Annotated in this window: 9 protein-coding genes; 7 read left to right on the top strand and 2 right to left on the bottom strand. The window is 43.1% G+C overall.

The annotated features are described in order from the left end of the window. From ACKI5J_RS02660 to ACKI5J_RS02640, 5 genes are all read left to right on the top strand, one after another. Positions 1 to 752: ABC transporter permease (locus ACKI5J_RS02660; protein ID WP_407426234.1), on the top strand; the 752-nt coding region annotated here is incomplete at its 5' end. Positions 753 to 1010: 258 nt separating this feature from the next. Continuing rightward, positions 1011 to 2882, top strand: a complete 1872-nt coding sequence (locus ACKI5J_RS02655) for a M1 family metallopeptidase (RefSeq protein ID WP_407426232.1) — start codon at positions 1011 to 1013, stop codon at positions 2880 to 2882. 560 nt (positions 2883 to 3442) lie between these two features. Further along, complete coding sequence (locus ACKI5J_RS02650; protein ID WP_407426230.1) at positions 3443 to 4978, top strand: GMC family oxidoreductase; 1536 nt, start codon at positions 3443 to 3445, stop codon at positions 4976 to 4978. Positions 4979 to 4985: 7 nt separating this feature from the next. Continuing rightward, on the top strand, positions 4986 to 5969 hold the full coding sequence (locus ACKI5J_RS02645) for a Gfo/Idh/MocA family protein (RefSeq protein WP_407426228.1): 984 nt from the start codon (positions 4986 to 4988) through the stop codon (positions 5967 to 5969). A gap of 12 nt (positions 5970 to 5981) precedes the next feature. Further along, positions 5982 to 7058 carry a fatty acid desaturase family protein gene (locus ACKI5J_RS02640; RefSeq protein WP_407426226.1) on the top strand — a complete coding sequence of 359 codons (1077 nt, stop codon included), beginning with the start codon at positions 5982 to 5984 and terminating at the stop codon, positions 7056 to 7058. 10 nt (positions 7059 to 7068) lie between these two features. Here ACKI5J_RS02640 and ACKI5J_RS02635 read toward each other — a convergent pair whose 3' ends face one another. Further along, positions 7069 to 7833 (bottom strand): LytR/AlgR family response regulator transcription factor, encoded by a 765-nt coding sequence (locus ACKI5J_RS02635; protein WP_407426224.1) that lies wholly within the window; start codon positions 7831 to 7833, stop codon positions 7069 to 7071. Next, positions 7830 to 8846 (bottom strand): sensor histidine kinase, encoded by a 1017-nt coding sequence (locus ACKI5J_RS02630; RefSeq protein WP_407426222.1) that lies wholly within the window; start codon positions 8844 to 8846, stop codon positions 7830 to 7832. Before ACKI5J_RS02630 ends, ACKI5J_RS02635 begins: the two co-directional genes overlap by 4 nt. Positions 8847 to 9119: 273 nt before the next feature. On the opposite strand from ACKI5J_RS02630, the gene ACKI5J_RS02625 reads away from it, so the two are divergent. After that, on the top strand, positions 9120 to 10271 hold the full coding sequence (locus tag ACKI5J_RS02625) for a YbhN family protein (protein ID WP_407426220.1): 1152 nt from the start codon (positions 9120 to 9122) through the stop codon (positions 10269 to 10271). Positions 10272 to 10429: 158 nt separating this feature from the next. Then, positions 10430 to 10879, top strand: a complete 450-nt coding sequence (locus ACKI5J_RS02620) for an ABC transporter permease (RefSeq protein WP_407426218.1) — start codon at positions 10430 to 10432, stop codon at positions 10877 to 10879. Positions 10880 to 10969: the final 90 nt, after the last annotated feature.

Genomic DNA, 10969 nt, shown 5'->3' with positions numbered 1-10969 from the left:
GGGATTTCTCACCTAAATTCAAGGCCGATACCGTCTCCTCTATTCTGCTGAATGAATCTGCGGTTAAGATCATGAATCTTAAGGATCCTATTGGTACACTTATCAGATGGGGTCGCACCCCTATGACAGTCGTGGGTGTCGTTCAGGATCATGCCAATGAATCGCTGGGGTCAAAAGCAAGACCGACAGTATTCTACAATAAACCCAGGGATGCCAGGGAATTGCTGATCAGGCTGAACGCCGGTCAGCCTGTATCTAATTCTGTCCGATTGATTAAAAGTATCAGCCAGCGTTTGAATCCTGCTTATCCGCCAGATCTTCAGTTTTTAAGTTCCGGCATGGCAGAAAAACTACACAGCGAGAGACTGTTGAGTATATTGTCTAACCTCTTCGGTGGTTTTGCCATCTTCATTTCCTGTCTAGGTTTACTTGGGCTGGCGTTGTATATGGCTGAACAGCGTAAAAAGGAGATCAGTATCAGGAGGGTACTTGGTGCAGGTTTAGGGCATCTGATGCTCCTTTTAAATAAGGATTTTATGAAACTGGTTCTGCTTTCTAATCTGATCGCGATTCCTGTTGCATATATCCTGGCCAGCAACTGGATCATGAGATATGATTATCGCGTAGCTATAGGCATCTACCCTTTTGTAATTGCGCTCGTAATTTCTTTAATCATAGCTATTTTATCTGTCAGCATGCAGACATTTAAAGTGGTAAAGGCAAATGCGGTAGATGCATTGAAATATGAATAGGCGGAGGTGCTGTTTAGCATTTCTATTCTGCATATTTTGTACAATAGCTCCTGAAATTGGTTACCATGTTTAGGCATAATTCCGACAAATTGTCGCCCCGGATTACAAGCAGGGAACAATAAGAATATTGATACACGCGATTTTCTCATAGATTTGTCCTGGCTAGATAGTTTTGATAGAACTAGGATGCAGCTGACGCAGTTCGCTTACAATGCTGCCGACATGTTCATTATAACAGCAAAATATATCGAAACACACATGCATATAAGATTATCTCTAAGCCTACTGTATTTAGTTTTCTGTGGTCATGTTGCTCAGGGGCAGCTCCTTCCTATTGATAGGCATACTATTAAAGCTTACGGCAATCAAACTCGCGATCGTAGTGGCCTGCCCGGAAAGGCATATTGGCAAAATCAGGGTGACTATGATATAGATGTTCAGTTTGACCCATCATCTAGAAAGCTGACCGGCATCGTTCACATCAATTACCATAATAATAGTCCTGACACGCTAAAATCGCTCTCATTCAAACTATACCCCAATTTGTACAAGGCAAATTCCATGCGTAATACCGTATTGTCGGTTGCTGACCTTGGGCCAGGTATGCATCTGAGCGAAATGTTAATTGGCGGCCAAAAGATCGACAGTAACAAACGAATGCCGAGAGGTACCAATATGTCGGTAAGAGGGTTGCATATATTGCCTGGCGAACAGACTTCTGTAAAGATCAGTTATGATTACACACTCAATAAAGGTTCATTTAACCGCACGGGACAAATTGATGAAGGTACATTCTTTTTGGCTTATTTTTTTCCGCGACTGACCGTTTATGATGACATAGACGGCTGGAACGAGTATAATTATCTAGGTAAAGAAGAATTTTATAATGACTACGGCAACTTCAAGGTATCCGTGACAGTTCCGCGCGAGTATTGCGTTTGGGCAACAGGCGAGCTTACAAATACAGCTGATATTTTTGAGCCCACTTACATCGAAAGGATTAGAAATGCGGAACAGCAGGACTCTGTTACAGATGTGATTACTAAAGAGGATATTAAGAAGGGACATATTACTAAGGCCGGCAGCAGTCATACATGGAAATTTGACGCGAGGAATGTCACCGACTTTGCGTTTGCCTTGAGCCGTAATTATGTATGGAAATCTTCGAGTCTCGTGGTTGATCACGCGACGCAGAAACGCACCAGAGTAGATGCTGTTTACCACCCGGATCACTTAAGCTATACCCCGGTTATTGAGTATAACCGTAAAACGGTTCAACTTATCAGCGAAAGTTTCCCGGCGATACCATTTCCTTATTCACACCAGACAATCATTGATGGTCTGGATGCCATGGAATACCCAATGATGGTCAACAACCTGCCGTTGGAGGATCAAAAAGATGTCGTGGAATTTACGGCTCACGAGGTCTTCCACTCCATATTTCCGTTTTACGTAGGCACAAATGAGACCAAACACTCTTTTATGGATGAAGGCTGGGCGACAATGACCGAGTTTATGTTTCACCCCCATATCGCTCCCGATATCCCTTTCAATTATGACTTAAGTTCGGTGAATGACTACGCAGGTCTTTCTGAAGATGTTCCCGTAATGACGCCAACGGCTCAGCTGTACGGCAATGCCCGTTTTGCAGATAAAGACCTAAAACCCGCGCTTGCATTATGGTATTTAAGAGATATGGTGGGAGCGCAGAAGTTCAGCGAAGCAACCCGCTATTATATCCGGGCATGGGCAGGCAAGCACCCTACACCATATGATTTCTTTAACTGCATGAATAAGGGTGCTGGCATGGACCTGAATTGGTACTGGAAAAGGTGGTACTTCGATAAGGCAGTTCCTGATTTGTCTATTGATAAAGTGAACAAGCAGAACGGTCGTTACCATATCCACATCTCTAATGTCGGTGGAGCTCCAGTTCCTGTACATCTCACCGTATATTTCAAGAACGGAACGAAACAGCGTTTTAATAAACCTGTTTCGATCTGGAAGAATTCAGATAAGCTGGACCTTGCTTTGAATTCAGGATCGAATATAGTTCGTATTGTGTTAGGAGATGAGTATGATGCTGATACTGACTCGGCAAACAACATCTGGAAGACTCAACAGTTATGATGACTTTCTTACAATGTTTTGAACAAATGCTCTAATCGTTAACGTTATAAAGCGACGGTTCTTCAAAGCCGCCGTTAAAAATTCCGCAATTCCGGCCTTGTCTTAATCCCGTCTTCAGACTCGCCAACCACGTCCAGCAACGGTTATTCTCTGTTGCCAGTTACTGATATACTTCCTAGAGACTTAAAAATTTAGCTTTTTCGCAAGATGGCGGAATCTCTGGCTAAAGATTGCTTCTATAGTTGTCTAAAGAGATGCCCGTTTAAACGGCTTTTTTGCCCGTCTCCCTCCCATTTTCCCTTCAGCCCCTGATAATTCCAGCTTCATTTGATGTAAAAACAGGAAGTATATGAATTATTGCCCGAAGCTCGATCAGGTTTCCTCCATGCTGGTGATTTCACTGGCGCTCAATATCCACAATTATGGCATGCTGCCATGCCCGCTTTATAGTGTGCAACAGATTGACGTCACCTATAGTGAAGCCGATATGGGCACGAGACGTCCTCAACCTTTCGTGCCTATAATACCGTCGATAATGCGCCCACACCAAACTTTTAGATATGAATAGCTACGATGTTATTGTAATTGGAAGTGGTTTTGGTGGTTCCATGGCTGCTAAGCCGCTAGTTGATGCGGGACTAAAGGTGTTGATGTTGGAACGCGGAGACTGGGTTACGCGCAGTGCCGAAGAAAACTGGGGCCCAAGTGGTTCTATTGAACTTTCTCCCTTTTACGATAAATCCTCTCTTTTACATGTACCTGTTGGTGGTAATAAACCAACTATGGGTTTGTATTCCTGCGTAGGCGGACCGTCGGTTTTTTATGGCGGAGTATCTTTTCGCTTTCGCGAAGCAGACTTTGAAAAGAATGAGCAGATCGAAGGTAAAGATGCACAAGGCTGGCCAATCACATACAACGACCTGGAAAGGTATTATTCTAAAGCCGAAAGCATATTGAACATATCGGGTGAGACAGGTATTGATCCGACCGAACCCAGGCATAGTGCGCCACTGCCACAAAAGGCATCTCCTCTGGCAAACATATCGCAAAGGGTGAAATCAAGCGCGCAAAAATTAGGATTGCATCCTTTTCAAATGCCCCTGGCTATAAACTACGAAGATACAAGTCGCCAGACCTGCCTGAGTTGCAAAACTTGCGACACTTTTGCCTGTGCTGTAGGTGCCAAGAATGATCTGGCTACAACGGTCATTCCCCGGCTGCTGGCAAAGGGTATGAAACTACAGCCCAACATGGTAGTGACAAAATTGAACACACGAAATGGTCAAATCATAAGCGTCGACTGCATATCCAAAACGACAAAACAGCAGCATTCGTTTAAAGCCGATAAGTTTATATTGGCTGCAGGTTCATTGGGCACACCACATATCCTTTTATCGTCGGGTCTGCAGAAATTTAATCCCGGAGGCCACGTGGTAGGACGTTACCTGATGCGCCATTTAAATACGATTATATTTGGCATTTTTCCAGGTATCGCCGATAAGCAAGGCCGGTTTCATAAACAGCTCGCCATATTGGATTATTACTTTGGTCACCCCAACGTGCCCGAATTTAATAAGCTGGGAAGTTTGCAGCAAATGCCTACCCCTCCCGGCAGTGTGGTTGAGAACGAACTGAAGGGTGTGTTGGGGAAAATGCTGAGTCCCGCGGTAAAGTTGTTAAGTGGCTTACTGGCCATCGTTGAAGACCAGCCACAGTATAAAAATTCCCTTACCATTGATCCTGCTTTTTCAGATGAGTTTGGTTTGCCCCGGATAGTCATCAACCACAGCTACAGCGAAAGGGATAAAGCTGCGATGAAAATTTTGACCGGGGAGGCTAAGAAGATCATGAAAGGCGCAGGGGCACTCATCCACTATACACATGGAATCCGCACCTTTTCGCATGCGGTGGGTACGGTGCGCATGGGTTCGAATGAAAAAACATCAGCGCTTAACGAGAGCTGCCGTTTCAGAGGACTGGATAATTTATATATCACCGATGGCAGCGTGATGCCTACGTCAGCAGCCTTAAATCCAAGTCTTACGATTGCGGCAAACGCGCTGCGCGTGGGCGAGTTGATCACTAAATTAAATTGATAAAGTTATGTCGACCTACAAAAAGATAGAAGGCCGGATACGGATCGCCTTTTTAGGTTGCGGTCTGATCGCGGGCAAACATGCCGGAAGGCTCAACAAATTTGCTGAAATAGACCTGTACTTTGCCAGTCGTGACGAAAGCAAAGCGAAGGAATACGCAGATAAATACAAGGGCAAGGGCATATTCTCTTCGTACACTGCAGCCATCCAGTCGCCGGATGTATCCGTAGTATTCATCTGCACGCCGCCGGATAGCCATCTCGCATTATCCATAGAAGCCATGACAGCGGGTAAGCACGTTATATGTGAAAAACCAGCATTTCTTCATGCTGCAGATTTTGACAGGGTTGAAAAGCTCCGCCTGGATAACGGTGTCCAGCTGTTTATAGCCGAGAACTATTTTTACAAGCCAGCGCTCAAAGAGCTGCGCGAGGTGTTATCCGGAGAACCAATAGGTGATTTAAAATTCCTTTTCTTTAATGCCGCCAAAACTCAGCAGGTATCCAGTTGGCGTTTAGATCCTGGTACAGCGGGTGGGGGCGCCTTATTTGAGGGTGGTATTCACTGGATTAATTGCCTGTCAAACCTCGGTTTAACTTTACAGTCTGTAACTGGATTTCAACCATCAACCAATGGCAAGCCCGAACGCAGCATGCAGGTGGTAGCGACATATGAAGAGGGACCTATCGGAACCTTACTGTACTCATGGGAGGTTAATACAGTGTTTAAAGGCCTGCGAATTTCCCGCATATTCGGCACTAAAGGTTCTATATTATTTGAGTCGAACGGCTTATATATATTCGTCCGTGGTAAAAAATGGAAGCTCATATTTCCGGGCATTGCAGATATCAGCGGCGCAAAAGCTATGCTTACAGATTTCATGAATGCACTGCGAACCGGTGAAGATGGAGCTTTTAACCTTCAAATGGCCAGGCGCGATCTGGAGCTGATTGAGCAAGCCTATCAAACGAGTATCATCCAGACAAAATAACTCAATATTCCTATGCAACCCACGCCCAGTAAACTGACAGATCCCGGCTTCTTAAAGCCTCAACATTATAACCATCTGGACAAATTCTTTCTTCGACTGATTCGCGATGAAAGAGATTTACCATTTATTTATTTTACGTTCCGCATTATTTTTTTCCTGATTCCCTATGCCGTGCTATTATTCAGCAATCTGCTGATCGGCTGGTACTGGCTGGCAGCGGCTGTAATTTATATGATCATCAATGCTGCTTTTTTCATAGGACGTTTTGCACTGATGTTTCATTCCACTGCGCACCGGACATTATTCAAAAAGCAATACAATTATTTGAATTACCTGCTTCCCTATTTTATCGCTCCCTTCTTTGGGCATATGGCTGATACCTACTATGCGCACCATATCGGTATGCACCATGCCGAAAACAATCTGGAAGATGACGAAAGTTCGACCATGTCCTACCAGCGTGACTCGCTGAGCAGCTTCTTATTGTACCTGCTGAAGTTTATGATCGCAGGGATATACGACCTCGCTGCCTATTTCAAAAAGAGGAACCGGAAAAAGTTGATGTATAGTGCCATACGTGGTGAAATACTTTTTATAGTTTTCTGTGTAGTATTATCTTGCTTTAATTGGCCGGCTACATTCTGCGTATTTATCTTTACCTATTTCTTTTACCGGCTGATTGCCATGCTCGGCAACTGGGCTCAACATGCTTTTATTGATCCGGCAGATCCTGGCAATGCTTTTAAAAACAGCATGACTTGTATCAACAGCAAGTACAACTGGGAATGCTGGAATGACGGCTACCATATCTCCCACCATTTGAAACCGACGATGCATTGGACGGAGCACCCGGCTTACTTCCAAAAGACAGTCGACAACTATATCAATAATAATGCTGTTGTCTTTAGTAAGATAGATATCATGATGGTTGCAGTGCTTTTACTTGCAAAGCGATATGACCTGTTGGCAAGGAACTTTGTAAACATGGGCAACAGATTTACATCAGAGGAGGCGGTGATTGTCTTCTTAAAAGAAAGAACCGCACGCATGGTTGCTCCTGCGAAACCATGGTTTGAAAGCGTTCTTTAGCATCAAAAATTTAGGAGGAGCTTTCAAGCCAGCGGAGGAAATCGGATGCATTCGCCTTGCTGATCACTACTGTTTCCGGCGTTTTCACTGCAAGTTTAGCAATGAGCTTTCGGGAAAAAAAACGTTCAATGTTCGTAATCGCACGCCTGTTGATCAGGAATTGACGGTTGGCACGATAAAAAATATCCGGATCAAGAATCCGTTCCAGTTCGTCGAGTGTTGAAGTCATGAAATACTGGTGATTTTTGGTCGTTCCGATTTGTATGACCGCATTTTCCAGAAACAGATAAGCAATATCATTTACGGGAAGAGGAATGATGTTTTCCCGTTGCTCAACAAGGATGGTCTTTTTGTAAGTGTATTTTAATTGTTCGCCCAGTTGTTGAACAGAACGCGTTGCAGCCATGGGTTCAAAGGCAGACTTTAGCGCATGATATTTTTCCATCGCTTTTGCCACGGAATTTTCGGTGATGGGCTTTAGTAAATAGCTAAGTGCGCTCGTCTCGAAAGCTTCGAGCATATATTCGTCGTAGGCGGTGCAAAAAATAATAGGTCTTATTAAAGGGACTTCCCTGTAAATTTCAAAACACATTCCATCCGCTAGCTGGATATCAGAAAAGATCAGGTCTGGTAGATGGTTGCCTTTCAGGAAAGCTATGCTTGCCTCTACTGAATCCAGGATCGCCAATACGGTTATTGAAGGATCGAGGTTAAGCAATATTTTTTCCAGCTCTTTTGCAGCATTGATTTCGTCTTCTATAATTAAAATTTTCATATTTGTATCGGCAGCTTAACGGTAAACACGGTTGAATTTTTCTCTATTAAGATATTCTGGGAGAATAAAAGTTGATAGCGGTTCATTATATTTCCCAATCCAACTCCTGTTGAATCATGCTGAGCTTGTTTAGGGCAAAAGCTGTTGCAAATAACGATATACAACGGATCATTATATATCCAAATTTTTAAAGGCTTGTTACTCGATGCTACATTATGTTTGATGGCGTTTTCCAGTAATAGTTGCAAGGTTAACGGCGGAATATTGGTGTGCATCAGCTTTTCTTCTACGTCAATATTAATGTCAACTGCATCTCCCATCCGGCTTTTGATAATGTACAGGTAAGACCTGATGAAACTCAATTCATTCTTCAGCGGAACCAGGTTCAATTTATTATGTACCAGCATATATCTGTAAACACTAGCCAGTTCGGAAACATATACTTTCACGCCTTTATCTTCTGTTATGGCGCTTAGCGTATTTAGTGTGTTAAACAGGAAGTGAGGACTCATCTGCTCTTTCAAGTTGGACAGGCTGGCTTCCAATTGGGTTTGTTTAAGTTTTTCTATTTCTAAACTACGCCTTTGGCTTTCATTGAGTAACTGCAAATAAAAGACGATGAAAAATTGTACAGCGCTGAGGAGTATGCATCGGAATATGATCAAATACCAGTTCAGATCTTCTTTAGGTATGGTAAATGAAGGGCTTTTTACGAACAAACTGAAAACGATATCGAGCGAAACCGAAACTAGAAAAACGGTTATAGCAACAAATATGATCTTGAATACATAAGCGACGTATCTCCATCGATTAGCAGCTACAGCAAATTTCCGATTTAGCCAGATATGAAGAAAAAAGGAAAGGATTCCTGCAGTGAAGGTATATCTGACTGTACGGGCAGCTAAAAATAAACCGCCTGAATGAATGTCTCCTCCCGTTAATCTTATGGGCACTACAGCAAGGCCAATTCCAAGGGAAATAATTACGCCAAGTATTAGATATTGTTTCGACATCCCTCAAAGTTAGCAATTAGCGGCCCTTCTCGTTTCATTAAACACCTGAAGCGGGCAATTTTGCAGTTGAACTGATCGAATGGCAGGCTAACATTGCTATGTTTATTTCTTCTTCCATTTGTGGGCAAAGTTGAGGCCCGTTTGAACTGTCTATTTGCCCGTTTCCCATTCATTTTCCAGTCAAATCATTGTGCTTGAAGGTTCATTTGCAGCAGAATCAAAAGTTAAATGATTCCGCATTCATCATCACAACCACTTAATTAATGAAAATTTATGTCAATAGAAGAAGAAGCTGAAATAGCAGAAGAATCAACAACAATCACTGGCTTAACATCAAGGGAAAATCCAAATCAATTTGTCTTCAACAAAAGTATGATCCTTAAAGGGGCCATGTGGCTTGGTTTGTTGACAATAGCTTCCGTAGCTGCTGTTTTCTTTTATTCCCATACCGGTGATACCATCAAAGCATTGAAGAGTATTAAGTTCAAATATATCCTGATCTGTTTTGCTATGGTCTTTACCGACCTGATCCTGGGCGGATGGCGTAACCATATTTTAATCCAAAAACTTAAACCAGGTTTATCACAATGGATAAGTTTTAAGGCGAACACTGCGAATATGTTTATGGGAGCAATCACTCCATTTCATAGTGGTGCGGGCCCCGCGCAGCTGTATGTATACAACCGTCATGGTGTGCAAGTACTCGACGGATTTGTTGTGAGTCTAATTACTATGGGTGCTACATTGCTGTTTATGCCCTTAGCCGGCTTATTGGCCATATGGGCAATGAATACCCAGCTGGAAAGTGGCCTTATTCTCACTTTGCTGAAGTATGGCTTCGGAGTGTTTTTTATTTTTCTGCTTGTCTTCATGCTTGCCTTTTGGAGGCCGCTTTTAATCGGATCAGTTTTGATTAACATTTCTAAAATAATCAGCTTGATCTGGCCTGCTAAAAAAGCTCATATAGAGAAATGGGCTGACTGGTCTTATGCCAGCATTCTTAATTATCAGCAAATTTGTAAAAAGCTACTAAAAGATCATCCCCTATTGTTTCCGCTGAGCCTACTGATTACTGTGCTTCTTTACCTGAATAAATATTGCATGCAATACGTGATTCTGTTGGGCTTGGGTGTTCATGTAGATCTTCTGCAGGTCATCAGTATCCAGATCCTCATTCAGTTTATGATCTATTTCGCACCAAGTCCAGGTGGAAGCGGATTTGCTGAAGCCGGCATTGCGATGTTGTTTTCACAAATTGTTCCAACGTCAGCACTTCCGGTCTTTACCTTGCTGCAGCGATCATTTCTCATGCTTTTTCCGGCAATGATCGGCGCCTTTGTAGTACTGAAACTACTTAAAACTCATGCCGCAGCGGTTGGCGACAGCGATCATATGGAAAGTGAGAGTTTATCACCACATGGTTAACTATAAGAGGTGGTAGTTCGCTGTTCAACTTTGAACACGTACTGTGCATTTTCGAACAACTCCGGAATTTTTTGTTCCCTAAAAGCAGCATCTACTCTGTTTTTATCTTTGGCACCAACTTAGTCGGCTGCCGATAAATCGGTAAATTATTTTTCATCATGCTTAGACTTAATTTCAAGATCGCATTTCGGAGCCTCTGGCGCAATAAGGGTTTTTCGCTGATCAATATTGGTGGATTAGCTATCGGGTTAGCATCCTGCCTGTTGTTGTTGCTATATGTGCATTATGAATTAAGTTATGACCGGCAGTTCAAGAATTCCGACAGGAATTATATCGTAAAGCTGAACATGAGAAATAACAATCAGGTTATTACCGGGGATGCTTCGCCGCCGGCCCTAACAGAAGTTGCCCTGCAGAATATCCCAGGGATCGCGTATATTTCCCGGATATCGCTGGCGCAGAGCGAGGGGAAGAAACTTTATAGTCAGCAGGAAAATAAATCCGCAGTGCAGGATTTTATTATACCACCACTATTGGTGGGAAAGTTTTATCAGGCAGGGATTTCTCACCTAAATTCAAGGCCGATACCGTCTCCTCTATTCTGCTGAATGAATCTGCGGTTAAGATCATGAATCTTAAGGATCCTATTGGTACACTTATCAGATGGGGTCGCACCCCTATGACAGTCGTGGGTGTCG

It is taken from the genome of Arcticibacter sp., from assembly GCF_045629565.1.
Lineage (GTDB): Bacteria > Bacteroidota > Bacteroidia > Sphingobacteriales > Sphingobacteriaceae > Arcticibacter.
Note: the sequence above shows the minus strand (reverse complement) of the source record. Positions and strands in the feature narration are given on the sequence as shown.